Origin of the sequence: Streptomyces sp. NPDC058525 (assembly GCF_042719495.1) — a bacterium.
Taxonomy (GTDB): Bacteria; Actinomycetota; Actinomycetes; order Streptomycetales; family Streptomycetaceae; genus Streptomyces.
The window spans coordinates 1-25,483 of sequence record NZ_JBHXNP010000125.1; the positions used below are offsets into that span (position 1 = coordinate 1).

The window sequence follows — 25,483 nt, forward strand, 5'->3', positions numbered from 1 at the left end:
GCCTCAAACGCCGGCGAGGCTGGTTCTGCCTCCGGCAAGGCTGAGTTGGGGGCCGGGGGAGGGGTGGGGGGCGCGTGAGTCGGTTGATGCATGTCAGCGCCGGGCGGTTCGCGCCGCCTGCCGCGCGGCGCGAGCTCGTCGCCGAATCCGTCGACGGGGCCCGGCTGCACGTCGAGGTCCACGGGGACGAAGGCGCGCCGGCCGTGGTGCTGGCGCACGGCTGGACGTGCTCGACCGCGTTCTGGGCCGCGCAGATCCGGGAACTGGCGGCCGACCACCGGGTCATCGCCTACGACCAGCGCGGCCACGGCCGCAGCCCCGCCGCCCGGACCCACAGCACCACCGCCCTCGCCGACGACCTGGTGGCCGTGTTCAAGGCCGCCCTCGCCCCCGGCGAGCGGGCCGTCGTCGCCGGGCACTCCATGGGCGGCATGACGATCATGGCGGCCGCCGCCCGGCCCGAGTTCGCCGAGCACGCCGCGGCCGCGCTGCTGTGCAGTACCGGCAGCGGCCGGCTGGTCGCGGAGGCGCGGGTGCTGCCGCTGCGGCCCGGGCGGGCGCGGACCCGTCTCACCGGCGCGGTCCTCGGGGCCCGGGCGCCGCTCGGCCCGGTCACGCCCGTCGCCAGGAAGATCCTCAAGTACGCGACCATGGGCCCCGGTTCCGCTCCGGACAAGGTGGAGGCGTGCGCCCGTATCGTGCACGCCTGCCCCACCCGGGTCCGGCACGCCTGGTCCGAGGTGCTCGCCGGGCTGGACCTGGACGCCGACGTGGCCCGGCTCACCGTGCCCACCGCGGTCATCGGCGGCACCGGCGACCGGCTCACGCCCGTGGTGCACGCCCGCGGGCTGGCGGCCGCGCTGCCCAACTGCGTGGGCCTCACCGAGCTCACCGGCATGGGGCACATGACCCCGATCGAGGCCCCGGAGGCCGTCACCACCGCCGTGCGCGAGCTGACCTCGCTGTACCTCGACCAGAAGGAGAAGTCGTTGTGAGCGCTCGCAGGAGTCTGGAAGGGCAGGTCGCCGTCGTCACCGGCGCCGCCCGCGGGGTCGGCGAGCTGCTCGCCCGCAAGCTCTCCGCGCGCGGTGCGAAGATCGCGCTCGTCGGCCTGGAGCCGGAGGCCCTCAAGGAGGTCTCCGAGCGGCTGCACACCGACAGCGACCACTGGCACGCCGACGTCACCGACCACGAGGCCATGGCCCGGGTCGCGCAGGAGGTCAAGCAGCGCTTCGGCAAGGTCGACATCGTCGTCGCCAACGCGGGTGTCGCCGCCGGCGGGCCGTTCGCCGACTCCGACCCCGTCGCCTGGCGCCGGGTGATCGAGGTCAACCTCATCGGCGGGGCCGTGACCGCCCGGGCCTTCCTGCCCGTCCTCACCGAGAGCCGCGGCTACTTCCTCCAGATCGCCTCGCTCGCCGCGATCACCCCGGCGCCGATGATGACCGCCTACTGCGCGTCCAAGTCCGGCGTCGAGGCCTTCGCGCACTGCCTGCGCGCCGAGGTCGGCTACAAGGGGGTCAAGGTCGGCGTCGGCTACCTCTCGTGGACCGACACCGACATGGTGCGCGGGGCCGATCAGGACGAGGTCATGCGGGAGCTGCGCCAGCGGCTGCCCTGGCCCTCGAACCGCACGTACCCGCTGGGCCCGGCCGTCGACCGGATCGTCGCGGGCATCGAGCGGCGCTCGGCGCACGTGTACGCGCAGTGGTGGCTGCGCGGCATGCAGGGGGTGCGCGGCTACCTGCCGGGGATCATCGGGGCCGTGGGGCAGCTCGAGATGAAGCGGTTCGAGCCGCGCCTGGCCGGTGTCTCCAGGGGACTCGTCGGAGCCGGCGGGGCGGCGGACGAGCGGGAGCGCACGCACGGTAACTGATCGAAATGCGGCCTTTGTCCGCCCGTGCCAGTCTGGTCGAGGCCCGACCACCAACACCCCTGATGGAGTGACGAGCATGGGTATCAAGGACCAGTTCGACGAGAAGGCGCAGGAACTCAAGGCCAAGGCCGCGCAGGCCTCGAAGGGCGTTCGGGACGAGGCGTCCGAGCGGTCCCGGCAGCTCGGGGAGAAGCAGCGGCCCCAGGCCAAGCGGCCGCCGGCCGACCGGGCCCGCGACGAGTTCGACGAGAACTGGGACGCCTGATCCCGAGCCGCATGCCGTAAGCCGAAGGGGCGCGACCGGACACGGTCGCGCCCCTTCGGCTTGCGCGCGTCCCGCTACGGCCTCGGCGGCAGCTTCGGGCGCCGCAGGTCCGGTACGTCCGTGTAGCCGGGCGGCACGGCGGCCGGGTCCTGCTCCAGCAGCTCCAGCGCCAGGTGCACGGCGTCGTCCAGCTGCGCGTGCCGCCCCTCCGCCCAGTCGAGCGGGGTGCGCAGGATCGAGAGGTCCGGTTCGACCCCGTGGTTCTCCACCGACCAGCCGTACTCCGGGAACCAGGCGGCGTTCATCGGCACCGTGATCACCGTGCCGTCGCCGAGGGTGTGCCGGCCGGTCATGCCGACCACCCCGCCCCAGGTGCGCTGGCCCACCACCGGGCCCAGCCCGAGCAGTTTGATGGCCGCGGTGATCATGTCCCCGTCCGAGGAGGTCGCCTCGTCGGCGAGCGCCACGATCGGGCCGCGGGGCGCGTTGGAGGCGTACGACACCGGCTGGGCGTTGCGCGTGAGGTCCCAGCCGAGGATGGAGCGGGTCAGCTTCTCCACGACCAGCTCGCTGATGTGCCCGCCCGCGTTGCCGCGTACGTCCACGATCAGCGCGGGCCGGGACATCTCCATCCGCAGGTCGCGGTTGAACTGGGCCCAGCCCGAGCCGCCCATGTCGGGGATGTGCAGGTAGCCGCAGCGGCCGCCGCTGAGCTCGCGGACCACCGCGCGCCGCTTGGACACCCAGTCCTGGTAGCGCAGCGGCCGTTCGTCGACCAGCGGTACGACGGCCACCCGGCGGGCGCGGCCCTCGCCCTCCGCGGGCTGGAAGGTGAGCTCGACGGTGGTGCCGCCGGCCCCCGACAGCAGCGGGTAGGGGCCGGTCACCGGGTCAACCGGGCGTCCGTCCACGTGGGTGAGCACGGCGCCCTCCCGGATGCCGGTGCCGGCCAGCGGGGAGCGGGCCTTGGAGTCGGAGGACTCGCCGGGCAGGATCCGGCGGAGCACCCAGGTGCCGTCCCGGTGCACGAGGTTGGCGCCGAGCAGCCCGATGGCCCGCTGGTAGTGCGGGGGGCCCTCGTTGCGGCGCGCGGGGGCCACGTAGGCGTGCGAGGTGCCGAGTTCGCCGAGGACCTCGCGCAGCAGGTCGGCGAACTCGTCGGGAGAGGCGACCCGTTCGACCAGGGGGCGGTACTGGCGCAGCACCCCGTCCCAGTCGATGCCGCACATCTTCGGCTCCCAGAAGTAGGCGCGGATGATCCGCCCGGCCTCCTCGAAGGCCTGGCGCCATTCGGCTGCCGGGTCCACCTCGTGCAGGATGCGCCGCAGGTCCAGGTAGACGGTGGAATCGCTGTCGCCCGACTCGGTGGCCGGGACGGCCCGCAGGTCGCCGTCGTCGTTGATCACGAGCCGGGTGCCGTCGCCGCTGACCGCGAACCAGTCCAGCCCCGAGGCCAGTTCGGTCTTGCGGGCCTTGGTGAGGTCGAAGTGCTCCAGCGTGGGCTTGCCGCTGATGTCGGCCGGGTTGGCGAAGGTCTCGCCGAGCGCGCCCGAGATCGGCCAGCGCAGCCACACCAGTCCGCCGCCGTGCACCGGGTACAGGGCGGAGTACTTGGACGCGGTCACCGGGAAGGGGGTGACGCGGCTCTCCAGGCCCTCCACCTCCACGGTCACCGTGCCGTCGCCGGTGTCGGGCTCCCCTTCGCCGGGGTCGAGGCCGCCCGCCGCCGGGCGGCCCTCGGGGGACAGGGCGAAGGGCGAGGGGGTGGCCGAGGAGAGCGGCACCAGGTAGGGGCGGCAGCCCAGCGGGAAGGACAGGTCGCCGGTGTGCACGTCGTACACCGGGTCGAACCCGCGCCACGAGAGGAAGGCCAGGTAGCGGCCGTCGCGGGTGAAGACCGGGTTCTCGTCCTCGAAGCGGCCGTTGGTGACGTCCACGACGGTCCGCGCGCCCGGTCCGGAGATCCGGGCCATCTTGATCTGCCGCAGCGACCGCCCGATGCCCGGGTGGGACCAGGTCAGCCAGACCCCGTCGGGTGAGAACGCCAGGTCGGTGACGGGCCCGTTGATGGACCGGACCAGCTCGGTGACCTCCCCGTTGGACTCCTCGGTTGCGTCGATCAGCAGCAGCCGCCCGTCGTTGGAGGCGATGGCGAGCCGCTCCCCGTCCGGGTCCGAGAGGAGTTCGGTCACGCGGCCGAGCTCTCCCGAGGCCAGCCGGCGCGGCTCCCGCTCCCCGGAGGCCCGCGGCAGGTAGGCGATCTCGATGGCGTCCTCGCCCTCGGCGTCGGTCACGTACGCGACCTGCCCGCCGCTGCCGAGCATCTCGGGCAGCCGTACCCGTACGCCCGGGGTGTCGGCGATGGTCCGGGCCGGGCCGTCGCGGTGGGTCAGCCAGTACAGGCTGCCGCGTACGACGACCGCGCTGGCCCGGCCGGTGGCGTCCACGGACAGCGAGTCGACGTGGCTGGCGGCCGGCACCTGGTACGAACGGCGGCCCGCGCGCGGCCCGCCGAGCCGGACGTCGAGCCTGCGCGGGAGGGCGTCCGGAGCCAGTGAGTCCACCAGCCAGATCTCCCCGGCGCACTGGTAGACGATCCGGGTGCCGTCGCTGGAGGCGTGCCGGGCGTAGAACTCCTCGTGGTCGGTGTGCCGGCGCAGGTCGGTGCCGTCGGGCAGGCAGGAGTAGAGGTTGCCGATGCCCTCGTGGTCGGAGAGGAAGGCGATGCGGCCGGCGACGAACATCGGGGAGTCGAGGTGGCCCTCGACGTCCTCCAGCAGCTGCCGGCCGTGCAGCCACAGCCGGCCGGTGGCGCCGCCGCGGTAGCGCTTCCAGGCGGCGGGCTCGTGCGGCGGCTTGCCGGTCAGGAGCAGGGTGCGGTGCTCCCCGCCGATGTCGGCGACCTGGATGTCGGAGCAGGGGCCCCAGGGGAGGCGTCCGCCGGGGCTGCCGTCGGTGGGGAGCTTGTGGGCCCAGGCGAAGTAGGAGAAGGGCTGGCCGTGCGAGGAGACCGCGAGGACGTTGCCGTCCGGGTCCCAGCCGCAGACCCGGGTGTCGGTGGAGCCCCAGTAGCTGAGCTGGCGGGCCGGGCCCCCGTCGACGGGGGCGAGGTGGATCTCGGGGTCGAGGCTGCGCCAGGTGGTGAAGGCGATGTGCCGGCCGTCGGGGGAGAAGCGGGGATGGCTGACCCGGGTCCGGTCGACGGTGATCCGCCAGGCGCGGCCCACCGGAGCTCCAGGGGGAACCAAGGGCGCCACCCAAAGATCGTCCTCGGTGGCGAAGCACAGCAGGTCGTCGTGCAGGTGCGGGAAGCGGAGGTACGCGACGTCGTGACTCACCCCCCAATGCTTTCCGCGCCAGGGGGGCCCGGCAACTCGTACAGGTGATCCATGCCACTCCCACAAGCGAAACGGAACGGTTTCGTTTCGCTTGGGGCCGGGGTATCGTCTTGGGTGTACGGAACACATTCGTTTCGATAAGAGGCGCGTTCGGACGGGAGACACGGAGATGACCGAGGCGATGGCGGCCCGGCGCAGCCGGATCACCCCCGAGCGGGAAGCCGAACTCCACGGAGCGGTCCTGGACCTGCTCCGCGAAGTGGGGTACGAGGCGCTGACCATGGACGCGGTCGCCGCCCGCACCAAGTCCAGCAAGGCCACCCTCTACCGCCAGTGGGGGAGCAAGCCCGAGCTGGTCGCCAAGGCCCTGCGATGTACGCAGCCCGTCTCGCTGCGGGAGATCGACACGGGCAGCCTGCGCGCGGACTTCGCGCGCATGGTCGAATGCTCCGACGACGCGCAGATGGCCAAGGACACCGCGCTGATGCGGGGCCTGGCCCATGCCGTCCACGAGAGCCCGGAGCTGCACAAGGCCCTGCGCGACCTGCTGGTCGATCCCGAGATCAACGGCCTCCAGGCGATGCTCCAGCGCGCGGTGGACCGGGGCGAGATCCGCCCGGACTGCCCGGCACTGGACTTCGTACCGCACATGCTCATCGGGGCGTTCATCGCGCTCCCGCTGATCGAGGACCGCCCGGTGGACCGGAACTTCCTCGGCCACTTCATCGACGCCGTGGTCTTCCCCGCCCTCGGCGTCTGAACTCCCCTCCTCCCCGTCCCCGCTGCACCTCCTGCTGTTCCTGACACGCCGCTCTCGTCGTCGGGCCGGCTCTCCATGCCCTGATCCGCACCGGATCCATCCCACGACCCGAACGGGAGAACCACCGACGTGGCCACCTTCCTCTACCGCCTCGGCCGGGGCGCCTTCCGGCGCCGCGGCCTTGTCGCCCTCATCTGGGTGGCGCTGCTGTTCGCCGCCGGATTCGGCGCGGCGACGGCGTCCGCACCCACCTCAGGCTCCTTCTCGATACCCGGCACGGAGGCCCAGAAGGCCTTCGACGTGCTGGACAAGAAGTTCCCCGGGATGGCCGCCGACGGCGCCACCGCCCGGATCGTCATCAAGGCTCCGGCCGGCGCCAAGGTCACCGATCCCGAGACCAAGGCCCAGGTCGAGAAGATCGTCGAGGACCTGAAGTCCGGTCCGGGCAAGGACCAGATCTCCTCGGTCGCCGACCCGTACCAGAGCCAGGCCGTGAGCCAGGACGGCTCCACCGCCTACATCAGCACCAAGTACAAGGTCAGCGGCATGGAGCTGACCGACGCGACCCGCGAGGCGCTGACCGAGTCCGGCAAGGACGCCCAGGCCAAGGGGCTCACCGTCGAGATCGGCGGTGACGCGCTGATGGCGGCCCCCGAGACCGGCTCCGGCGAGATCATCGGCATCCTGGTCGCCGCGATCGTCCTGGTCATCACCTTCGGCTCGCTGATCGCGGCCGGGCTGCCGCTGCTGACCGCGATCATCGGCGTGGGCATCGGCGTCTCGTCGATCACCGCGCTCGCCAACGTGCTCGACCTCGGCAACACCACCGCCACCCTCGCCACGATGATCGGCCTCGCGGTCGGCATCGACTACGCCCTCTTCATCGTCTCCCGCTACCGCGCGGAGCTCGCCGAGGGCCAGGAGCGCGACGAGGCCGCCGGACGGGCCGCCGGAACCGCTGGTTCCGCCGTGGTCTTCGCCGGTCTGACCGTGGTCATCGCCCTGGTGGGCCTGGCCGTCGTCAACATCCCGATGCTCACCAAGATGGGCTTCGCGGCCGCCGGGACCGTGGTCATCGCGGTGCTGGTCGCCCTCACCCTGGTCCCGGCCATCCTGGGCTTCGCGGGCAAGAAGGTCCTGCCGGCGGGCGAGAAGAGCAAGCTCTTCGGCAAGGGCAAGGCCAAGGCGGCCGATACCGAGAAGAAGGCCAACGGCGGCACCCGCTGGGCCCGCTTCGTCCTGCGCCGCCCGGTCATGGTCCTGCTGGCCGGTGTGATCGGCCTCGGCGTCATCGCCATCCCGGCGAGCAAGCTGGAGATGGGCCTGCCCGACGACGGCGCCCAGCCGGTCTCCACCACCCAGCGCCAGGCCTACGACCTGCTGTCCGACGGCTTCGGCCCCGGTTTCAACGGCCCGCTGATGGTGGTCGTGGACGGGGACAAGGCGCTCGCCGACTCCACCGTCGACCGGATCAAGGGCATGGAGGGCGTGGCCGCGGTCGTCCCGCCGATGCCCAACGAGGCCGGCGACGCCTCGATGATCACCGTCATCCCGAAGGACCGCCCGTCCTCCGTGCAGACCGAGGAACTGGTCCACGAGATCCGCGACGGCAGCGGGGACGACGTCATGGTCACCGGCGCCACCGCGATGAACATCGACTTCTCGCAGAAGATGAACGACGCGCTGCTGCCCTACCTGGCGCTCGTGGTCGGCCTCGCCTTCCTGCTGCTGATGCTGGTGTTCCGCTCGATCCTGGTCCCGCTCAAGGCGGCCCTCGGCTTCCTGCTCTCGGTCGTCGCCGCCCTCGGCGCGGTCGTCGCGGTCTTCCAGTGGGGCTGGCTCGGCTCGCTCTTCGGCGTGGAGCAGACCGGCCCGATCATGTCGATGATGCCGATCTTCATGGTGGGCGTGGTCTTCGGCCTGGCCATGGACTACGAGGTCTTCCTGGTCACCCGGATGCGGGAGGCGTACGTCCACGGCGAGCGCCCGGGCCAGGCCGTGGTGACCGGCTTCCAGTACAGCGCGCGGGTGGTCGTGGCCGCCGCCGTCATCATGATCGCGGTGTTCGCGGGCTTCATCGGAGCCAGTGAGCAGATGGTCAAGATGATCGGTTTCGGTCTGGCCGTCGCCGTCTTCTTCGACGCCTTCGTGGTCCGCATGGCCATCGTCCCGGCGGTGCTCGCCCTGCTCGGACACAAGGCCTGGTGGCTGCCGCGCTGGCTGGACCGGCTGCTTCCGAACGTCGACGTGGAGGGCGAGAGCCTGCGCAAGCACCTCGCGGACTCCTCCTCGGAGGGCCCGGACAAGGACCGCGAGCTGGTCAGCGCCTGACCCCGACGCCCGTACGGGCCGACACCCCGTCCCGTACGGCCGACACCCCGGCCCCGTACCGCCTGATCACCAGGCGGTACGGGGCCGGGTCGCGTTGCGGCGGCCGGGACGGGTGTCGGCCGGACGGGCCGGGCTGCGCCTACCGGGTGGCGGGGGAGTACGTACGGCGCAGGAAGCGGCGCAGGGCGGCGATGTCGAACTGGACCACGGCGACGCCCTCGGGGGAGTGGAACTCCACCACCGCCTGCACGCGGCCGCAGGGCCAGACGCGCACGTCCCCGGTTCCGGTCGGGGCCTGGAGGCCCGCCTCGAGCAGCGCGCGCGGGAAGACCCACTCGTTGTCGGTGCCCTCGGGGGACAGGTCCGCCGGGAAGACGATGCGCACGGCCAGTGGCTCGGCCGCGGTGAAGCGCAGCGCCACCGGAACCTTCCGGTAGAGCGGGTCGTCGCTGATGACGCGCGCGGTGACGCGTTCCTCGACGGCGGTGGCCGTCGCGGTCACGGTCGCGGTGGCGGTCGCGGTCGCCGTGGCGCTTGCGGGGGGATTCTCGGCGGTGGCTGACACGACAAGACTCCTCTTTTCGGAACATTTGCGTCCGTTTGTCCTCCAGCCTCGCACATTCCCACGATTCCGCACGGGCCTATTCGTGATGTGGACGCTCTTGCCAACGCTTTGCAACTGAGCACTATTCTTGAACGGTTAAAGACTGTGTGAGAAGCGGAGCTACTCCATGCATGTGCCCGACGGATTCATCAACGCACCCGTCTCGGTGGCCGCGGGAGTGGCGGCCGTCGCCGCCGTCGCCGTCAGCCTCCGCGGCGCCCGCCGCGAGCTCGACGAGCGGACCGCACCGCTGGCGGGCCTCGTCGCCGCCTTCATCTTCGCCGTACAGATGCTGAACTTCCCCGTCGCCGCCGGTACCAGCGGACACCTGCTGGGCGGCGCGCTCGCCGCGATACTCGTCGGCCCCTATACGGGCGTGCTCTGCGTGTCCGTCGTCCTGCTCATGCAGGGCATCCTCTTCGCCGACGGCGGCCTGACCGCCCTCGGCGTCAACATCACCGTCATGGGCGTCGTCACCGTCCTCCTCTCCTACGGGGTCTTCCGCGGGCTGCTCAAGGTGCTGCCCGGCAGCCGCCCCTACGTGACCGTCTCCGCCTTCGCCGGAGCCCTGATCTCGGTGCCCGGCGCCGCCGCCGCGTTCACCGCGCTCTACGCCGTCGGGGGGACCACCGACGTCCCGATCGGCAAGGTGTTCACCGCGATGGTCGGCGTGCACCTGCTCATCGGCATCGGCGAGGCCGCCATCACCGCGGCCACCGTGGGCGCCGTGATCGCCGTACGGCCCGACCTGGTGCACGGGGCGCGCGGACTGGCCGCCCCGCTGAAGCTGCGCGTCGGCGGCGAGCTGGTCGACGCCCCGGCCGCCGCTCCCGCCCCGGCCGCCGCCCGCTCCACCAAGAAGGTGTGGGCCACCGGCCTGGTCACCGCCCTGGTCCTGGCCGGCTTCGTCTCGTACTACGCCTCCGCCAGCCCCGACGGCCTGGAGAAGGTCGCCGCCGACCAGAAGTTCGACGCCGCCGCCGAGGAGCACGCGGCCGCCGGATCCCCGCTCGCCGACTACTCCGTCAAGGACGTCACCGACGCCCGCCTGTCCGGCGGCCTCGCGGGCGCCATCGGCGTCGGGGCGACCGTCGCCGTCGGCACCGGCGTCTTCTGGGTGGTCCGCCGCCGCCGTACGGACGAGCAGCCGGTCTCGGCCCCGGCCTCGGCGGGCTGACATGGGTGCGGGCCACGCCCACAAGCTCTACCGCCCCGGGCACTCCCCGGTGCACGCGCTGCCGCCGCACTGCAAGCTCGCGGCGGCCTTCGCGTTCGTGGTGGTCGTGGTCTCCACCCCGCGCGAGGCGATGTGGGCCTTCGGGGCCTACGCCGTCCTCCTCGCGGCCGTCGCGGCCGTCGCCCGGATACCGGCCGGCTTCCTGCTGCGGCGGCTGCTGATCGAGATCCCGTTCGTGGCCTTCGCGGTGCTGATGCCCTTCGTGGCCGAGGGCGAGCGGGTCGACGTACTCGGCTTCTCGCTCAGCGTCTCCGGACTCTGGGGCGCCTGGAACGTGCTCGCCAAGGGCACCCTCGGCGTGGCCGCGTCCGTGATCCTCGCCTCGACGACCGAGCTGCGGGCGCTGCTGCTGGGCCTCCAGCGGCTCAAGCTGCCGCCGCTGCTGGTCCAGATCGCCTCGTTCATGATCCGGTACGGGGACGTGATCAGCGACGAGCTGCGGCGGATGTCCATCGCACGGCGCTCGCGCGGGTTCGAGGCGCGCGGGATCCGGCACTGGGGCGTGCTGGCCAAGACGGCCGGCGCGCTGTTCATCCGCTCCTACGAGCGCGGCGAGCGGGTCTACCTGGCGATGGTCAGCCGGGGCTACGCCGGTTCGATGCCGCTGATCGACGAGGCGGTGGCCACCCGCACGCAGTGGGCGTACGCGGCCGTGCTCCCGGTGACGGCTCTCGCCGTCTGTCTGATGGGATGGAACCTGTGACTGCTCCCGGCCCCGGCCCGTCCCCTGCTCCCGGCCCCGCCTCCGCCCCCGCCCCCTCGCTCGAGGTGGCCGGCCTCGCCTACGCCTACCCCGACGGGCACCAGGCCCTCTTCGGGGTCGACCTGACCGTCGCGCACGGCGAGCGGGTGGCCGTACTCGGGCCCAACGGCGCCGGCAAGACCACCCTCGTGCTGCACCTCAACGGCATCCTGGCCGGCGGGGTCGGCTCCGTGCGCGTGGCCGGGATGCCGGTGGAGAAGCGCAACCTCGCCGAGATCCGGCGCCGGGTCGGCATCGTCTTCCAGGACCCCGACGACCAGCTCTTCATGCCGACCGTCCGGGAGGACGTGGCCTTCGGCCCGGCCGCGGCCGGGATGCGCGGGGCCGAGCTGGAGGAACGGGTCCGGGAGGCGCTGGAGCAGGTCGGGATGGCGGACTTCGCCGACCGGCCCCCGCACCACCTGTCCTTCGGGCAGCGCCGCCGGGTCGCGGTGGCGACCGTACTGGCCATGCGGCCCGAGATCCTCGTCCTCGACGAACCCTCCTCCAACCTGGACCCGGCCTCGCGGCGCGAGCTCGCCGACATCCTGCGCTCGCTCGACGTGACCGTGCTGATGGTGACCCACGACCTGCCGTACGCGCTGGAGCTGTGCCCGCGCGCGGTCATCCTCAGCGAGGGCGTGATCGCCGCCGACGGCCGCACCCAGGACCTGCTGTGCGACGAGGCGCTCATGCGGGCCCACCGCCTGGAGCTGCCCTTCGGCTTCGACCCCCGTTCCGTATCGGTGGCATAAGCGCAGGTCCCGGGTTGTTGCACTGCCTGTGGACATCCAGGGTGTGGTGACGGAGGGCTTCGAGCCCGTCAGGGACGCGTTCGTGCGCAACTTCGAGGTGCTCGGGGACCGGGGCGCGGCGGTCGCCGTGTACCGGGACGGCCGCAAGGTCGTGGACCTGTGGGGCGGCACCAAGGACGCGAACGGCACCGAGCCGTGGACAGCGGACACCGCGCAGATCGTCCGCTCCGCGACCAAGGGGGTGGCCGCCGCGGTGCCGCTGCTGCTGCACCAGCGCGGGCTGCTGGACCTGGACGCGCCGGTGGGCTCGTACTGGCCGGAGTTCAAGGCGGGCGGCAAGGAACGGACCCTGGTCCGCGACCTGCTCGCCCACCGCGCGGGGCTCGCGGCGCTGGACCGCGGGCTGACCGCGGCCGAGGCGGCGGACGGGGTCTCCGGGCCGCGGGCGGTCGCCGCGCAGCAGCCGTTCTGGGAGCCGGGCACCGGGCACGGCTACCACGCGCAGACCTACAGCTGGCTGCTGTCCGAGCTGGTGCTGCGGGCGACCGGGCGCACGGTGGGCGGCATCCTCGCCGAGGAGATCGCCGAGCCGCTGGGTCTGGAGTTCTGGATAGGCCTGACGGAGACGGAGACCCACCGGGTGGGGCGGGTGGCGCCGGTCGACCCTCCGTCGGGGGCGGGCACGCTCAAGACCCGGCCGAGGAGGAACGTTTCCGAGGCCTACGCCGACCCGCAATCCCTGACCCGACGGGCCTTCGCGGCCATCGACCCGCTGCCGGACGAGAACGACCCCGCCTACCGGGCGGCCGAACTGCCGGCCTCGAACGGCATCGGCACGGCCCGCGCCCTGGCCCGCTTCTACGCGGCCACCGTCGGCGTGGTGGAGGACGGCGCACGGATCTTCACCCCGGCCACCACCGCCCTGGCCGGCAAGGAGCTCTCGGCCGGCCCGGACCGCGTCCTGGTGGTCAACACCCGCTTCGGCCCCGGCTACATGCTGCACGGCCCGGCCTCGCCCCTGCTCTCGCCGGCCTCCTTCGGTCACCCGGGCCGCGGCGGCTCCCTGGCCTTCGCAGACCCGGAGGCGGGCATCGGCTTCGGCTACGTCACCAACGCCCACGCCAAGTCGGTCACGGCGGACCCGCGCGCCCAGGCCCTCGTACGGGCCCTGCGCACGGCCCTGACCGCCTGACGCCTTCTCAGCACGGCCAGGCCCGGCGGGACTCCGCCCGCCGGCCGCCCAGCCGCCGGCCGCCCCTTCTCGACGGGGCGCTCGCACGGCTCGGCCCCGGCGGGCCTCTCCGGCTTCGTGCCGCTGCGCCGGACTCCGTCCGTCGAAGCCCGCGGCGTTCGCGGTCAGGCGCCGGCCTCGCGTACGTCGGCGACGGTGGCGCCGGCGTGCTCGATGAGCTCCTGCGGGGCCATGGGAAAGACGGTGTTCGGGGTGCCGGCGGCGGCCCAGACCACGGCATGGCCGAGCAGTCCCCGGTCGGCGAGGACCCGGGTGCGGGTGCGGTGCCCGAAGGGCGGGACCCCGCCGATGGCGTAGCCGGTGGTCTCGCGCACCAGGGCGGCGTCCGCCCGGGTGACCTTCCCGGCGCCGAGCTCCCGGCGCACCGCCTCCACGTCGACCCGAGAGGCCCCGTCCATCAGGACCAGCACCGGGACCCCGTCCGCGGCGAAGATCAGCGACTTGACGATCTGGCTCAGCTCACAGCCGATCGCGGCGGCCGCGTCGACCGCGGTACGGGTCCCTTCGGGAAACGCCCGGACGGTCAGCTCAAGCCCCAGCCCGGCCAGGGCCTCGGCGAACAAGGGGTGCGTGGAGGTCGTCATACGCGGACGCTAGCGCCGCCGACGCCGCCGACGCGAGGCGGTTTCCCCCTCCCGGCCGGGTTTCAGTCCAACGGGAGGGCCTGGTGCGCGGCCACGATCGCGTCGATGCGCCGCGCCAGATCGAAATCGGCCCGCGTCAGCCGGTGCCCGGCGTCGTGCGTGGTGATGGAGGCGCGCAGGTGGTCGATGCGGAGGTCGAGGTCCGCGTGGTGCTGGACCCGGCGGGACCGGTCCGCGATGGTCACGATCGCGGCCACCGCCGCGTGGTAGCGGATCTCGTAGGTCCGGGTGATCTCGTCACCCTGCCGCTCCCACCCCGGCAGGCCGGCCAGCCGCTCACGGATCTCCTCATCGGACAGAGCCTGAGGCACGCCCATGTCAGCTCCCCTCGTTCACAGGCGCCAGAACCCCTGCGAGGCCCCGGCCTACCGGGGAATCGTGCCACGGGCGCATCGCCCGTTCCAGGGTGCCCAGTTCGCGGAGCATGCGCGCCGACCGCGTCTCCATGGCGATCTCGACGGCCGCGCGTGCGATCTCGACCGCGCGGTCGGGCTCCCGGGCCGAGGCGGCCGCGGTCGCGTACCGGGCGAGGTACACACCACGGTCCCGTCGTGCGGTGGAAGGCACGCTGTCGAGAACCTGCGACCACAGAGATTCCGCTTCCTGGCCGAGGCCGAGCCTGCCGTAGCAAGTGGCGCGCTGGACCTCCAGATAGCTCGGGGTTCTGCGACAGGCGTTGCCCCAGGGCAGATCGTCGTCAACGCGGTCGAGGAGCCCGCGCGATGACCTATCTGCCCATCCGCGCGGCGGCGCATCCTCCTCCCATGACGACGCACAGCCCAGACGAACAGGCGCGAGGGGAGCGGGCCTTCGGCTGTCCGGCGTGGCCTTCGGCTTTGTCCCCGCCGGACCGTTCGCCGGGTCCCAGCCCCGAGCTGGTGGCCCGTGCCCGTGCCGGCCGGCGCCGGTTCCTCCGCTCGGCGTACAAGGAGCCGTCCGATGGCTGAGCGCTACGAGTACGTTCCGCACCCCCTGCTGCGCCGCCGCGTACGCGATCTCGCGTCCGGCGTCGAGGGCGAGCTGATGGCCGTGATCAACGAGAACGTGTCGGACCGCGTCGCCCAGGAGCACTGGGCGGAGCTCGCGTACATCCGGGGCGCGTGCGGCCGCGAGTTCTCCACGGCCGTCGCCAACGTCGAGCCCGCCGCCTCGTGAGCGGTTCCGGCCGGGGCCGGCGGCCGGTGGAGGCCGCCGGCCCCGGCGCGGTCATGGCCCCGCCTCAGCGGCCGCCCGGCACGGTTATCACCCCGCGTCAGCGGCCGCCCGGCCCGGTCCCGGCCCCCGCGTCAGCCCGCGTTCAGGACCGTTGCGACGATCGGGCCCGCCGCGTCGCCGCCGTGGCCGCCGGCCTCGACCATGGCGGCTGCGGCCAGGTCGCCGCTGAAGGCCGTGAACCAGCTGTCGGGGCTGCCCGCGCCGTCGACCTCCGCGGAGCCGGTCTTCGCGCCCTTGTCCGAGCCGCCGACCGAGGCCATCGCCTCGCGGCCGGTGCCGCTGGTCGCCGTCAGCTTCATCATCGAGACCAGCTGCTGCTGCACCGAGGGCTTCATGCGGCGCTGCGCCGTCGCGATCGTGCGGCCGTCGAGCTCCGGGGAGACCAGCAGCGGCTGGCGGAACACGCCCGTGCGGGCGGTCGCCGTGATGGAGGCGACGTTCAGCGGGTTCATGGTGATCTGGCCCTGCCCGATGTACTCGGCGGCCGCCGCCGCGCCCGTCGCCGGCGGGACCTTGCCGTCGGTGGACCTGATGCCCGTCTTCCAGTCCAGCCCGATGCCGAAGACCTCCGTGGCCTCCTTCGGCAGCGCGGAGTCGTCGTTGACCGGCTTGATCTGCTTGATGAAGGCGGTGTTGCAGGAGCGGGCGAAGGAGGTCGCGAAGTTCGTTCCGGCCGGCAGCTCGAAGTTCTTCAGGTTGTGGAAGGCGCGGCCGCCCCAGGACACCTCCTTCGCGCACTCCGCCGGCTTGTCGGCCGCCACCAGGCCCCGGTCCAGCAGCATCGCGCCCGTCACGATCTTCATCGTGGAGCCGGGCGCCCGGTTGCCCGCCATCGCCGCGTTGTAGCCGTCCTTGCGGTGGTTGGCGACGGCCAGGATGTGCCCGTTGCTCGGCTTGATCGCGACCACCGAGGCCTCGGGGAACTTGGCGACCGCCTGCTCGGCCGCCGCCTGCACCTTCGCGTCCAGGTACGTCTTGAGGACGGTCGGCTCCCCCTCGACGAGGGTCAGCAAGGTCCGCTTCGGCGCGTTCTGGTCGGCCGGCTCGATCCAGACCTCGGCGCCGGCCTTGCCGCCCACCTTGGACCCGTACGTCTCGCGCAGCTCGGCCAGGACCTGCCGCAGCGAGGGGTACTTGTCGGCGGTCAGCTCCTCGCCGTTGCGGTCGACGGCCTTGACGGGCGGGCTCGCCGGGGTGCCGGCGCGCAGCTTCTCGTCCTTCTGGAGCTGCGGGTGGATCACCGAGGGCTGCCAGTCGACCAGCGGCTTTCCGCTGGTCAGGCCGCGCACCACGGTCAGCTGGGAGTCGTACGCGAGGGGCTTGGTCGTGCCCTCGTACGTGATCTCCGCCTCGACCTTGAACGGCACGGTGGTGCCGTTCGGCGTGCCCGGGGTGATCACGGCCTTGGACACGTACGCCTTGGCCCGATAGTCGCCCACGGCGGCCTGCGCGGCCTGCGCGTTGTTGGTCAGATCGGCGGCCGCCCGCTCGTCCCCGGCGGCCCACGCGGCCAGGAAGGCCTTCGCGGTCGCGACGGCGTCCTTCTCGGAGACCGGGCCGCTGCCCTTCTCCGACTGGACGCCGGTGTCGCTCTTGGCGCTCCCCTTGCCCTCGTCGCCCGCGTCCCCGACCAGGGCGTACGCCCCGTAGCCCGCGCCGCCGACCAACGCGAGGAAGACCCCGCCGATCACGGCGCCCTTCGCTGCCCCGTTCACTCTTCTGTTCCTCCCCCGGAACCATCATTCTCTGAACATGTTCAAAGAACCTGCGGGGGTAGACCCTACGCTGGGTCGCCGTTCGCCTTCGCTCTTGTTACCGGACCGGAACATCGATGGCCGAAAACAAGCGGAGGAACGGGGCGGCCCGGTATAGATCACCCGATGAACTCCGTCCACACGGTGGAAGCCGCCCGCACCGACGAGCCCGCGCCGGACCTGGTCTGGTACACCTCCTACGGCTCTAACATGCACAGGGCCCGGCTGGCCTGGTACCTCGCCGGGGGCACCCCGCCGGGCGGCGCGCGCCGCTACCCCGGCTGCCGCGACCCCCGCGCACCGGCGCGCTCGGTACCGGTCGAGCTGCCCGGACGCCTGTACTTCGCCACCGAGTCCCTGGTCTGGACGGGCGGCAGGGGCTTCTACGACCCGAAGGCGCCGGGCCGCACCCGGGCCCGCGCCCACCTGGTGACGGCCCAGCAGTTCTCCGACATCGCGGCCCAGGAGATGTACCGGGAACCGGGGCCCGGCCTCGACCTCGACCTCACCGAGGTGCTGCGCTCGGGACGGGACGAGCAGGGCCCGGGCCGCTACGAGACGCTGGTCTGCGCGGGCGCGCTGGAGGGCGTCCCCGTGCTGACCTTCACCGCACCCTGGGTCATGCAGGAGGTGGACTGGGTCAAGCCGGCCGCCGCGTACGTCCGGCACCTGGCGGCGGGCCTGCTGGAGTCCGGCGCCTGGACCGGCCGCTCCATCGCCGACTACCTCGCGGCATGCCCGGGCGCGACCGGCCACTGGACCCCGGACCAGATCCTGGACCTCCTGCCACGCTGATCCCCGGCCGCCGCTCCCGGCCGCTCTAGACCCAGGTGTCCAGCCACATCCGGGCCCGCCACGAGTCCATCGGGAGGGTCTGGCCCGTGTAGATGGGCCAGAAGTAGATGAAGTTCCAGACGATGAGCAGGACCAGGACGCCCGCCCCGATCGCGCCCAGTGTCCGGCGTCGTTCCGTCGAGCCGGCCGGGCCCAGCAAGGCGCCGATCATCATCGCCACCGCCAGGCACAGGTACGGGACGAACACCACCGCGTAGAAGAAGAAGATGGTCCGCTCCTGGTAGTTGAACCAGGGCAGCAGGCCCGCGCCCAGCGCGCACGCGATCGCGCCCGCCCGCCAGTCACGGCGGAAGAACCACCGCCACAGCACGTACAGCAGCGCGAAGCAGCCCGCCCACCACAGCAGCGGGGTGCCCAGGGCCAGTACCTCGCGGGCGCACTTGCCGGCCTCCGTCGCCGGGCAGCCGTCGGTGCCGGGCTCGGGGGACTCGTAGAAGTAGGAGACGGGCCGGCCCAGGACCAGCCAGCTCCACGGGTTCGACTCGTACGTGTGCCCCGAGGTCAGCCCGACGTGGAAGTCGTAGACCTCGGTCTCGTAGTGCCACAGGCTGCGCAGCCACTCCGGCAGGAACGACAGCGCGCTGCCCTGGTCGTTCTTGGCGGCCCAGTCGCGCAGGTAGCCGCCCTTGCCGTTGTCCGGGCTGAAGATCCAGCCCGACCAGGAGGCCACGTACGTCACCACCGCGACCGGGACCGTCGAGACGAACGCGGGCAGCGCGTCGCGGCGCAGCATCGCCGCGTACGGGGCGCCCGCGCCCGCCGTGCGCCGGGCCGCGGCGTCCCACAGGACGGTGAGGATGCCGAAGAAGGCCAGGACGACGAAGCCGTTCCACTTCGTGCCGGCGGCGAGCCCCAGGCAGACGCCCGCCAGGATCCGGTACGGGCGCCAGCCCAGCCCCAGCGTCTCGGCGATCTTCACATCGGGCCGGGTCCGGCCTTCCCCGTCCACCGGGAGCGCGTCCGCGAGCCGGGCCCGCGCCCTGTCCCGGTCGATGAGCAGCGCCCCGAACGCGGCGAGCACGAAGAACATCAGCACCAGGTCGAGCAGCGCGGTGCGGCTCATCACCAGGTGCAGGCCGTCCACCGCGAGCAGCGCACCGGCCAGGCAGCCCAGGAACGTCGACCGGAACAGCCGCCGCCCGATCCGGCACAGCATCAGCACGGAGAGGGTGCCGAGCACGGCGGTCATGAACCGCCAGCCGAAGGGGGTGAAGCCGAACATCCACTCGCCGAGCCCGATGACCCACTTCCCGACGGGCGGGTGCACGACGTAGCCCGGGTCCAGCGGAAGGGGCACCGAGCCGGGGTCGGCGAGGATCGACTTGTCGATGTCCTTGGGCCAGCTCGCCTCGTACCCCTGCTTGATCGTGGCCCAGGCGTCCTTGGCGTAGTACGTCTCGTCGAATATCACCGCCTTCGGGCTGCCCAGATGCACGAACCGCAGCACTCCGGCGACCAGCGCGATCAGCACCGGCCCCGCCCACGACACGATCCGCTGCCAGGTGCCCCACACCTGCTGCGGGAGCCCGAAGGTCATCCACAGCTGGGGGGACGGCTGGGCGTACGGGGGCACCAGGCGGGTGCGCACGTCGCCGCGCGCCGCGCCCGAGCCGCCTCGCGGCACGTAGCCGAAGGCGCGCAGGCGGCGCAGCCAGGTGGGCTGCTCTTCTTCGCGCCCCGCCGGCGGGGCGGGCGGGGCCCCCGCGGGGCTGGGCGGCGGCGTCGCGGTCTTGGTCACCGGGTCATCGTAGGGAACGGATCTGTGGGAACCCCAGCACCGGGGGCGTACGGGCGCGGGTCCGGGCGGGGCTGAGAGGATGGGCGGGTGACCACTGACCAGCCCCGCGGTACCGAGCCCAGCTCCCGGCCGAACCCAGCGCCGGGAGTCCTCGTACTCGCCGGCACCCCCATCGGCGACCTCACGGACGCCCCGCCTCGGCTCGCGGCCGAGCTGGAGCGGGCCGACGTGATCGCCGCCGAGGACACCCGGCGGCTGCGCCGGCTGACCCAGGGCCTCGGCGTGCACACCACCGGGCGCGTCCTGTCGTACTTCGAGGGCAACGAGTCCGCGCGCACCCCGGAGCTGGTCGAGGCGCTGGCCGGCGGGGCGCGCGTGCTGCTGGTGACCGACGCCGGGATGCCCTCGGTGTCCGACCCCGGCTACCGGCTGGTCGCCGCCGCCGTCGAGAAGGACATCAAGGTCACCGCCGTGCCCGGGCCGTCCGCGGTGCTCACCGCGCTGGCCATGTCCGGGCTGCCGGTGGACCGGTTCTGCTTCGAGGGGTTCCTGCCGCGCAAGGCGGGCGAGCGCCTCGGCCGGCTGCGCGAGGTGCAGGCCGAGCGGCGCACGCTCGTCTACTTCGAGGCCCCGCACCGGCTCGACGACACCCTGGCCGCCATGGCCGAGGTCTTCGGCGCCGAGCGCCGCGCCGCCGTGTGCCGCGAGCTGACCAAGACGTACGAGGAAGTGAAGCGCGGCGGGCTCGCCGAGCTGGCGGCCTGGGCCGCCGAGGGCGTCCGGGGCGAGATCACCATCGTGGTGGAGGGCGCCCCGGCGGCGGCCCCCGGCGATGTGGACGACGAGGAGCTGGTGCGCAGGGTGCGGGTGCGGGAGGAGGCGGGGGAGCGGCGCAAGGAGGCCATCGCGGCGGTCGCCGCCGAGGCCGGGGTACCCAAGAGGGACGTGTTCGACGCGGTCGTCGCGGCAAAGAACGCGGCACAAAAGGTGCCGTAAATCGGTAAAGAGCTAACCTGAAAGGCAAAGCTCAGACCGCGCACCGGGCGCTTTGGGCATGAGTCGCCCAAAGACCGTCCAACAGTAGACAGGGCCTGATGCGCTCCCGCCCGAAGAGGCGTCCACTGGCATGGGCACAGTGGAACAAGAGGAGCTGGCATGAGTGAGATCGCTGAGACCCCGGTACCTGTGACAGCGCCCGGCACCGCACCCGTCGGCCCTCCCGTGCAGACCGTGCACGAGGCGTACTCCTTCGCGTGCATGAGGTGCGGGTACGGCTGGGAGCAGGCCTACGAGATAGAGCACCACGTGGACGGCAAGGGCGAGCCGTTCATCGTCTACACGGCCGAGGGCGAGCGGGTGCCCTCCCCGCTGTCCAACCCGACCTGCCACAACTGCGGCGGGCACGTGGTGCGGATCATGCGCGCGGGACAGGTCTCCTCGGTGCTCGGCATGCTCGACCAGCTCTACCACCACCGCGTCGCCCCCGGGATCGCCGGGCCCGTCCCGGCGGGCGCGGACGTCCCGCGGACCCCCAAGCCGCACAAGGTGCACAAGGCGCCCAGGGCGCTGCCCGCGCACGACGCCCCCGGGCCCGTCGCCATCGACGAGTCCGAGAAGCACCCGGGCCTCCTCTCCCGTCTGCTGGGGATCTTCCGCCGGTCATAAGATCGGCCCCATGAGCACTTCGCCGGCCCCGTCCTCCCGAGCCTCCAAGGACGCACCGCCACCGCTGCCCGAACCCCTCCGGGTGGCGGTGGCGGACTCGCACACCCACCTGGACATGCAGTCCGGCACCGTCGAGGAGGGCCTCGCGAAGGCCGCCTCGGTGGGTGTGACCACGGTCGTCCAGGTCGGCTGCGACGTGAAGGGCTCCCGCTGGGCCGCCGAGACGGCCGCCGCGTACGAGAACGTCCACGCGGCGGTGGCCCTGCACCCGAACGAGGCGCCCCGGATCGTGCTCGGGGACCCCGACGGCTGGTCGCGGCAGGGGGCCCGGGCGGGCGGCGGCGAGGCAGCGCTCGACGAGGCGCTGGCCGAGATCGAGGCACTCGCCGCCCTGGACCACGTCAAGGCGGTCGGCGAGACCGGGCTCGACTACTTCCGCACCGGGCCGGAGGGGATGGCCGCGCAGGAGCGTTCCTTCCGCGCCCACATCGAGATCGCCAAGCGCCGGGGCAAGGCCCTGGTGATCCACGACCGCGACGCCCACGCGGACGTGCTGCGCGTGCTGCGGGAGGAGGGCGCGCCGGAGCGCACCGTCTTCCACTGCTACTCCGGGGACGCCGACATGGCACGCGAGTGCGCGGCCGCCGGGTACTACATGTCCTTCGCCGGCACGGTCACCTTCAAGAACGCGGTCCCGCTGCGCGAGGCCCTGGCGGTGGCCCCGCTGGAGCTGGTGCTCGTCGAGACCGACGCCCCGTACCTGACCCCGGCGCCGTACCGCGGACGGCCCAACGCCCCGTACCTCATTCCGCTGACCGTACGGGCGATGGCGGCGGTCCGCGGCCTCGACGAGGACGCGATGGCCACCGCGCTGGCCGCCAACACGGCGCGCGCCTTCGCCTACTGACCACCCCGCCGGGCGACACGCTGCGTGACCGTCCGGCTTTGGTGCGTGACGACTCCTCCGCTAAGGTGCCGTGCCCGAACCAGCGGGTGCCGGAACACCAGTGGAGCGAGCGTCGTGAGCGATACGCAGGGCAGTCACCGCCGTGGCGGTCCCGTTCCGGGGGCGTACGGGGATCCGGGCGCCCCGGACCCGGGGGCGGACCAGGGAGTTCCGGGCCCGCGCAGGGCCGGCCGCCGCCGGGCACGCCAGGGCGGGCAGTCGGCCGGATGGGCCGACCCGGAGGCGCCGACGGTGCCCGCCGTGGCCGCCACCCTGCCGCTGATCCCCGTGCCCGGAACGGCGGGCGGAGCGGGCGGGACGGCCGGAGCGGCCGGATCCGGCGGGGCCCTCGGGCCCGGATCGGGCCGCCGCCGGGCCCCCGCCCCCGCCCCCTCCTCCACCCCGGTAGCCCTGCTCCCGGCCCCCGCGGCCCCGCCCGGCTCCGGCTCCGGTTCCGTGCCGATGCCCGGGCCCGGCACCGGCAGACGCCGCCGCACCGCCCCCGCCGAGCCCCCGCCGGGCACCTGGCGGCGGATGGTGCCGCAGGCCCTGGTCGTCGCCTTCCTCGCCGGCGGCACCACCGCCTTCGTCGCCGCCGACAAGGCGGTACGGCTCACCGTCGACGGCGTCCCGCGCACCCTGCACACCTTCGCCGACGACATCGACGAACTGCTGGCCTCCGAAGGCCTCGACGTCGGACCCCACGACCTCGTGGCCCCCGCCCCCGGCGAACCCCTCGACGACGGCGAGGAGATCGTCGTCCGCTACGGCCGCCCGCTGCGCCTGACCCTCGACGGACAGCAGCGCCAGGTGTGGACCACCGCCCGCACCGTCGAAGGGGCCCTGCGCCAGTTCGGCATCCGCGCCGAGGGCGCCTACCTCTCCGCACCCCGCACCGCGCCCGTCCCGCGCGCCGGACTGGCCCTCAGCGTCCGCACCGAACGCAGCGTCACCTTCATGGCCGACGCCCGCGAACGCACCATCCGCACCAACGCCGCCACCGTCCAGGAGGCCCTCGACCAGGCCGGCATCACCCTGGGCGGCCAGGACACCACCTCCGTGCCGCCCGACTCCTTCCCGCGCGACGGCCAGACCATCACCGTGCTGCGCATCACCGGCACCCGCGAGGTCCGCGAGGAACGCATCCCGTTCGAGACGGAGCGGGTCGAGGACGGCACCCTCTTCGCCGGCACCGAGGTCGTCGAACGGGCCGGCCGGCCCGGAGCCCGCCGGGTCACCTACAGCCTGCGCACCGTCAACGGGGTCCGCCAAAAGCCCCGGCGCATCGCCGACGAGACCGTCCGCGAGCCCGTCACCCAGCTCGTCAAGGTCGGCACGAAGCCGCTGCCGACCTCCGTCTCCGGCGCCGACGGCCTCAACTGGGCGGCCCTCGCCCAGTGCGAATCGGGCGGCCGCCCCTCGGCCACCGACCCCTCCGGGACATACGGCGGCCTCTACCAGTTCGACGTACGGACCTGGCAGGGCCTGGGCGGCAGCGGCCGCCCGCAGGACGCCCCGGCCTCGGAGCAGACGTACCGGGCGAAGAAGCTCTACGTGCAGCGGGGGGCGAGTCCGTGGCCGCACTGCGGCCGTAGGCTTAGCGGGTGAGCACCGCAGAGCAGCAGCCCAACGAGACCCCTTCCGACGCCCTCCTCGGGCCGGCCGACATCAGGGAGCTGGCCGCCGCACTCGGTGTGCGCCCGACCAAGCAGAAGGGCCAGAACTTCGTCATCGACGCCAACACGGTGCGCCGGATCGTGCGCACCGCCGAGGTGCGGCCGGACGACGTGGTCGTCGAGGTCGGCCCCGGACTGGGCTCGCTGACGCTCGCGCTGCTGGAGGCCGCCGACCGGGTCACCGCCGTCGAGATCGACGACATCCTGGCGGCCGCGCTGCCCGCCACCATCGAGGCCCGGATGCCCGGCCGCAAGGACCGCTTCGCGCTCGTCCACTCCGACGCGATGCTGGTGACCGAGCTGCCCGGCCCGGCCCCGACCGCGCTCGTGGCGAACCTGCCGTACAACGTGGCCGTGCCCGTCCTGCTCACCATGCTCGACCGGTTCCCGACCATCGAGCGGACCCTGGTGATGGTCCAGTCCGAGGTCGCCGACCGGCTCGCCGCCGAACCCGGCAACAAGGTCTACGGGGTGCCCTCGGTCAAGGCCAACTGGTACGCGCACGTCAAACGCGCCGGGGCCATCGGCCGCAAGGTCTTCTGGCCGGCGCCGAACGTCGACTCCGGGCTCGTCTCGCTGGTGCGGCGGACCGAGCCGATCAAGACGACCGCCTCGAAGGCGGAGGTCTTCGCGGTCGTGGACGCGGCCTTCGCGCAGCGCCGCAAGACGCTGCGCGCGGCGCTGGCCGGCTGGGCCGGGTCGGCGGCCGGAGCCGAGGCTGCGCTGGTCGCCGCCGGGATCTCCCCGCAGGCGCGCGGGGAGTCGCTGACGGTCGAGGAGTTCGCCGCGATCGCCGAGCACAAGCCCGAGGCGGAGAGGCCCGCGCTGTGAGCGTGACCGTACGAGTGCCCGCGAAGGTCAACGTCCAGCTGGCGGTGGGCGCGGCCCGCCCCGACGGCTTCCACGACCTCGCGAACGTCTTCCTCGCCGTCTCGCTGTTCGACGAGGTCACCGCGACCCCGGCCGGCGAGCTGACCGTGACCTGCGCGGGCCCGGACGCCGACCAGGTGCCCCTGGACCGCACGAACCTCGCGGCGCGCGCCGCCGAGATCCTGGCGGCGCGGGCCGGCATCGCCCCCGACGTCCACCTGCACATCGAGAAGAACATCCCGGTGGCGGGCGGCATGGCCGGCGGCAGCGCGGACGGGGCGGCGGCGCTGCTGGCCTGCGACACCCTGTGGGGCCTGGGCACGCCGCGCGCCGAACTCCTCGACATCTGCGCGGAGCTGGGCAGCGACGTGCCGTTCAGCCTGGTCGGCGGGGCGGCGCTGGGCACCGGCCGCGGTGAGCTGCTGACCCCGGTCGAGGCGGGGGAGTTCCACTGGGTGTTCGCGGTGGCCGACGGCGGGCTGTCGACGCCGGCGGTGTTCCGGGAGTTCGACCGCCTCACGGCCGGTACGAGGATCCCGGAGCCCGAGGCCTCGCCGGCGCTGCTGGCGGCCCTGGCCTCGGGGGATCCGGACGCGCTGGCCCCCGTCCTGGCCAATGACCTCCAGCGGGCGGCCCTGTCGCTGCGGCCCGCGCTGGAGGCGACCCTGGCGGCCGGCACCGAGGCCGGTGCGCTGGCCGCGCTGGTCTCGGGCTCCGGCCCGACGACGGCCTTCCTCGTCCGGGACGAGGAGGCCGCGGCGAAGGTGGCGGCGGCCCTCGAAGCCTCGGCCACGTGCCGCGCCACCCGCACGGCCTCCTCCCCATCCCCGGGAGCCACGCCCCTGACCCCCTGAAACCCCTGGGGCTCCGCCCCAGACCCCGCGCCTCAAACGCCGGCGAGGCTGAAAGACCTGGGGCTCCGCCCCAGACCCCACGCCTCAAACGCCGGCGGGGCTGGAT

24 protein-coding genes are annotated in these 25,483 nt (G+C 73.2%); 17 read left to right on the forward strand and 7 right to left on the reverse strand.

Annotated elements, in window-relative coordinates; translation table 11 throughout:
• Nucleotides 1–74: 74 nt before the first annotated feature.
• The 3 genes from ACFWP3_RS36980 to ACFWP3_RS36990 all read left to right on the forward strand — a co-directional run bounded on the left by ACFWP3_RS36980 (nt 75) and on the right by ACFWP3_RS36990 (nt 2,141).
• Nucleotides 75–995 carry an alpha/beta fold hydrolase gene (locus tag ACFWP3_RS36980; RefSeq protein ID WP_384230156.1) on the forward strand — a complete coding sequence of 307 codons (921 nt, stop codon included), beginning with the start codon at nt 75–77 and terminating at the stop codon, nt 993–995.
• A complete protein-coding gene (locus tag ACFWP3_RS36985; protein ID WP_384230158.1) occupies nt 992–1,876 on the forward strand; it encodes an SDR family oxidoreductase in 885 nt (294 codons plus the stop codon). The genes ACFWP3_RS36980 and ACFWP3_RS36985 overlap by 4 nt, the downstream gene beginning before the upstream one ends.
• 76 nt (nt 1,877–1,952) lie before the next feature.
• Nucleotides 1,953–2,141, forward strand: a complete 189-nt coding sequence (locus tag ACFWP3_RS36990) for a hypothetical protein (RefSeq protein ID WP_384230160.1) — start codon at nt 1,953–1,955, stop codon at nt 2,139–2,141.
• Nucleotides 2,142–2,215: 74 nt separating this feature from the next.
• Here the strand turns inward: ACFWP3_RS36990 and ACFWP3_RS36995 are convergent, their stop codons facing one another.
• On the reverse strand, nt 2,216–5,479 hold the full coding sequence (locus ACFWP3_RS36995) for a S41 family peptidase (protein WP_384230162.1): 3,264 nt from the start codon (nt 5,477–5,479) through the stop codon (nt 2,216–2,218).
• Nucleotides 5,480–5,648: 169 nt separating this feature from the next.
• Here ACFWP3_RS36995 and ACFWP3_RS37000 point away from each other — a divergent pair, with 169 nt between their 5' ends.
• Together ACFWP3_RS37000 and ACFWP3_RS37005 are read left to right on the forward strand one after the other, a co-directional pair.
• A complete protein-coding gene (locus tag ACFWP3_RS37000) occupies nt 5,649–6,239 on the forward strand; it encodes a TetR/AcrR family transcriptional regulator (protein WP_384230164.1) in 591 nt (196 codons plus the stop codon).
• 129 nt (nt 6,240–6,368) lie between these two features.
• Nucleotides 6,369–8,570, forward strand: a complete 2,202-nt coding sequence (locus ACFWP3_RS37005; protein WP_384230167.1) for an MMPL family transporter — start codon at nt 6,369–6,371, stop codon at nt 8,568–8,570.
• A gap of 139 nt (nt 8,571–8,709) precedes the next feature.
• Here ACFWP3_RS37005 and ACFWP3_RS37010 read toward each other — a convergent pair whose 3' ends face one another.
• A complete protein-coding gene (locus ACFWP3_RS37010; protein ID WP_384230169.1) occupies nt 8,710–9,135 on the reverse strand; it encodes an SsgA family sporulation/cell division regulator in 426 nt (141 codons plus the stop codon).
• A 166-nt stretch (nt 9,136–9,301) separates the two neighbouring features.
• On the opposite strand from ACFWP3_RS37010, the gene ACFWP3_RS37015 reads away from it, so the two are divergent.
• From ACFWP3_RS37015 to ACFWP3_RS37030, 4 genes are read left to right on the forward strand one after another with little or no spacing between them, the layout of a single operon-like run.
• A complete protein-coding gene (locus ACFWP3_RS37015) occupies nt 9,302–10,351 on the forward strand; it encodes an energy-coupling factor ABC transporter permease (RefSeq protein ID WP_384230171.1) in 1,050 nt (349 codons plus the stop codon).
• 1 nt (nt 10,352) lies between these two features.
• Nucleotides 10,353–11,114 (forward strand): cobalt ECF transporter T component CbiQ, encoded by a 762-nt coding sequence (gene cbiQ, locus ACFWP3_RS37020; protein WP_384230173.1) that lies wholly within the window; start codon nt 10,353–10,355, stop codon nt 11,112–11,114.
• Entirely contained in the window at nt 11,102–11,908 is an 807-nt protein-coding gene (locus ACFWP3_RS37025) for an energy-coupling factor ABC transporter ATP-binding protein (protein WP_384230175.1), read from the forward strand. Before cbiQ ends, ACFWP3_RS37025 begins: the two co-directional genes overlap by 13 nt.
• Nucleotides 11,909–11,930: 22 nt before the next feature.
• Complete coding sequence (locus tag ACFWP3_RS37030; protein WP_384230207.1) at nt 11,931–13,100, forward strand: serine hydrolase domain-containing protein; 1,170 nt, start codon at nt 11,931–11,933, stop codon at nt 13,098–13,100.
• Nucleotides 13,101–13,264: 164 nt separating this feature from the next.
• Here the strand turns inward: ACFWP3_RS37030 and ACFWP3_RS37035 are convergent, their stop codons facing one another.
• The 3 genes from ACFWP3_RS37035 to ACFWP3_RS37045 form a co-directional block, all read right to left on the reverse strand.
• Nucleotides 13,265–13,744: a YbaK/EbsC family protein gene (locus tag ACFWP3_RS37035; protein WP_384230177.1), complete on the reverse strand. Its 480-nt coding sequence runs from the start codon at nt 13,742–13,744 to the stop codon at nt 13,265–13,267.
• Nucleotides 13,745–13,806: 62 nt separating this feature from the next.
• The gene (locus ACFWP3_RS37040) at nt 13,807–14,121 is read right to left on the reverse strand and encodes a 4a-hydroxytetrahydrobiopterin dehydratase (protein ID WP_384230180.1); all 315 of its coding nucleotides are present in this window, start codon (nt 14,119–14,121) and stop codon (nt 13,807–13,809) included.
• A 1-nt stretch (nt 14,122) separates the two neighbouring features.
• Nucleotides 14,123–14,371 carry a hypothetical protein gene (locus ACFWP3_RS37045; RefSeq protein WP_384230182.1) on the reverse strand — a complete coding sequence of 83 codons (249 nt, stop codon included), beginning with the start codon at nt 14,369–14,371 and terminating at the stop codon, nt 14,123–14,125.
• A 372-nt stretch (nt 14,372–14,743) separates the two neighbouring features.
• Here ACFWP3_RS37045 and ACFWP3_RS37050 point away from each other — a divergent pair, with 372 nt between their 5' ends.
• Nucleotides 14,744–14,959, forward strand: coding sequence for a hypothetical protein (locus ACFWP3_RS37050; protein ID WP_384230184.1), 216 nt, complete (start codon nt 14,744–14,746; stop codon nt 14,957–14,959).
• A 131-nt stretch (nt 14,960–15,090) separates the two neighbouring features.
• Here ACFWP3_RS37050 and ACFWP3_RS37055 read toward each other — a convergent pair whose 3' ends face one another.
• The gene (locus ACFWP3_RS37055; RefSeq protein WP_384230187.1) at nt 15,091–16,734 is read right to left on the reverse strand and encodes a penicillin-binding transpeptidase domain-containing protein; all 1,644 of its coding nucleotides are present in this window, start codon (nt 16,732–16,734) and stop codon (nt 15,091–15,093) included.
• A 165-nt stretch (nt 16,735–16,899) separates the two neighbouring features.
• On the opposite strand from ACFWP3_RS37055, the gene ACFWP3_RS37060 reads away from it, so the two are divergent.
• Nucleotides 16,900–17,568 (forward strand): histone deacetylase, encoded by a 669-nt coding sequence (locus ACFWP3_RS37060; RefSeq protein ID WP_384230190.1) that lies wholly within the window; start codon nt 16,900–16,902, stop codon nt 17,566–17,568.
• Nucleotides 17,569–17,593: 25 nt separating this feature from the next.
• Here the strand turns inward: ACFWP3_RS37060 and ACFWP3_RS37065 are convergent, their stop codons facing one another.
• Nucleotides 17,594–19,366 (reverse strand): dolichyl-phosphate-mannose--protein mannosyltransferase, encoded by a 1,773-nt coding sequence (locus ACFWP3_RS37065; RefSeq protein WP_384230193.1) that lies wholly within the window; start codon nt 19,364–19,366, stop codon nt 17,594–17,596.
• Nucleotides 19,367–19,453: 87 nt separating this feature from the next.
• On the opposite strand from ACFWP3_RS37065, the gene rsmI reads away from it, so the two are divergent.
• From rsmI to ACFWP3_RS37095, 6 genes are all read left to right on the forward strand, one after another.
• Nucleotides 19,454–20,362 carry a 16S rRNA (cytidine(1402)-2'-O)-methyltransferase gene (gene rsmI, locus ACFWP3_RS37070; protein ID WP_384230196.1) on the forward strand — a complete coding sequence of 303 codons (909 nt, stop codon included), beginning with the start codon at nt 19,454–19,456 and terminating at the stop codon, nt 20,360–20,362.
• 159 nt (nt 20,363–20,521) lie between these two features.
• The gene (locus tag ACFWP3_RS37075; protein WP_384230198.1) at nt 20,522–21,031 is read left to right on the forward strand and encodes a hypothetical protein; all 510 of its coding nucleotides are present in this window, start codon (nt 20,522–20,524) and stop codon (nt 21,029–21,031) included.
• A 10-nt stretch (nt 21,032–21,041) separates the two neighbouring features.
• The gene (locus ACFWP3_RS37080) at nt 21,042–21,938 is read left to right on the forward strand and encodes a TatD family hydrolase (RefSeq protein WP_384230200.1); all 897 of its coding nucleotides are present in this window, start codon (nt 21,042–21,044) and stop codon (nt 21,936–21,938) included.
• A 327-nt stretch (nt 21,939–22,265) separates the two neighbouring features.
• On the forward strand, nt 22,266–23,585 hold the full coding sequence (locus ACFWP3_RS37085) for a ubiquitin-like domain-containing protein (RefSeq protein WP_384230210.1): 1,320 nt from the start codon (nt 22,266–22,268) through the stop codon (nt 23,583–23,585).
• Nucleotides 23,582–24,484, forward strand: a complete 903-nt coding sequence (gene rsmA, locus ACFWP3_RS37090; protein WP_384230202.1) for a 16S rRNA (adenine(1518)-N(6)/adenine(1519)-N(6))-dimethyltransferase RsmA — start codon at nt 23,582–23,584, stop codon at nt 24,482–24,484. Before ACFWP3_RS37085 ends, rsmA begins: the two co-directional genes overlap by 4 nt.
• Nucleotides 24,481–25,377, forward strand: coding sequence for a 4-(cytidine 5'-diphospho)-2-C-methyl-D-erythritol kinase (locus ACFWP3_RS37095; protein ID WP_384230205.1), 897 nt, complete (start codon nt 24,481–24,483; stop codon nt 25,375–25,377). The genes rsmA and ACFWP3_RS37095 overlap by 4 nt, the downstream gene beginning before the upstream one ends.
• Nucleotides 25,378–25,483: the final 106 nt, after the last annotated feature.

Excerpts from the sequence above, each read along its gene's own strand:
- ACFWP3_RS36990 (WP_384230160.1), top strand. The coding sequence starts at position 1,953 with ATGGGTATCAAGGACCAGTTCGACGAGAAGGCGCAGGAACTCAAGGCC.
- ACFWP3_RS37000 (WP_384230164.1), top strand. The coding sequence starts at position 5,649 with ATGACCGAGGCGATGGCGGCCCGGCGCAGCCGGATCACCCCCGAGCGG.
- ACFWP3_RS37015 (WP_384230171.1), top strand. The coding sequence starts at position 9,302 with ATGCATGTGCCCGACGGATTCATCAACGCACCCGTCTCGGTGGCCGCG.
- cbiQ (WP_384230173.1), top strand. The coding sequence starts at position 10,353 with ATGGGTGCGGGCCACGCCCACAAGCTCTACCGCCCCGGGCACTCCCCG.
- ACFWP3_RS37025 (WP_384230175.1), top strand. The coding sequence starts at position 11,102 with ATGGAACCTGTGACTGCTCCCGGCCCCGGCCCGTCCCCTGCTCCCGGC.
- ACFWP3_RS37035 (WP_384230177.1), bottom strand. The coding sequence starts at position 13,744 with ATGACGACCTCCACGCACCCCTTGTTCGCCGAGGCCCTGGCCGGGCTG.
- ACFWP3_RS37040 (WP_384230180.1), bottom strand. The coding sequence starts at position 14,121 with ATGGGCGTGCCTCAGGCTCTGTCCGATGAGGAGATCCGTGAGCGGCTG.
- ACFWP3_RS37050 (WP_384230184.1), top strand. The coding sequence starts at position 14,744 with ATGGCTGAGCGCTACGAGTACGTTCCGCACCCCCTGCTGCGCCGCCGC.
- ACFWP3_RS37060 (WP_384230190.1), top strand. The coding sequence starts at position 16,900 with ATGAACTCCGTCCACACGGTGGAAGCCGCCCGCACCGACGAGCCCGCG.
- ACFWP3_RS37075 (WP_384230198.1), top strand. The coding sequence starts at position 20,522 with ATGAGTGAGATCGCTGAGACCCCGGTACCTGTGACAGCGCCCGGCACC.
- ACFWP3_RS37080 (WP_384230200.1), top strand. The coding sequence starts at position 21,042 with ATGAGCACTTCGCCGGCCCCGTCCTCCCGAGCCTCCAAGGACGCACCG.